The 506-nt window shown below is 58.7% G+C and carries 1 pseudogene; it reads left to right on the forward strand.

The window, feature by feature from the left end:
• Positions 1-506 (forward strand): annotated as a pseudogene (locus tag B3797_RS18875) (glycoside hydrolase family 2); the annotation flags it as partial.

Here is a 506-nt window from a genome sequence, read left to right on the forward strand (position 1 = left end):
CGCGTGGCCGATACGCTGGCGAAAGATAACAGCCGTATCGTGCATCCTTTCTCCGCTGTTGAGGAGCACTACTGGGCTGGCTGGTACTTTGGCACCATGGCGAACCTGCTGGAGCCGGCGAAAACCGCCACCATTACCGAGTTCGGCGCGCAGGCGCTGCCGGAGCTTGCCACGCTGCGCACCTTCATCCCGCGCAGCGAGCTTTGGCCTGCCACCACCCAGCCGGGCGATCCTAAATGGACGCGCTGGAAGTACCATAATTTCCAGCCCATCCAGACCTTTCAGAATGCGAAAATCTCACGCGGCGAGAATATTCAGACCTTTATCGCCAATACCCAGCGCTATCAGGCGCAGCTGGTCGCCATCGCGGCGGAAAGCTATCGACGCCAGCGTTTTCAGCCGGTTACCGCCCTCTTTCAGTTTATGTTCGTTGAAACCTGGCCTTCCGCCAACTGGGGCGTGGTGGACTATTTGCGCCATCCCAAAACAGGCTATTACGCGCTCAA

The sequence above is a fragment of the Pantoea sp. UBA5923 genome, from assembly GCF_002431095.1.
Classification (GTDB): domain Bacteria; phylum Pseudomonadota; class Gammaproteobacteria; order Enterobacterales; family Enterobacteriaceae; genus Pantoea; species Pantoea piersonii.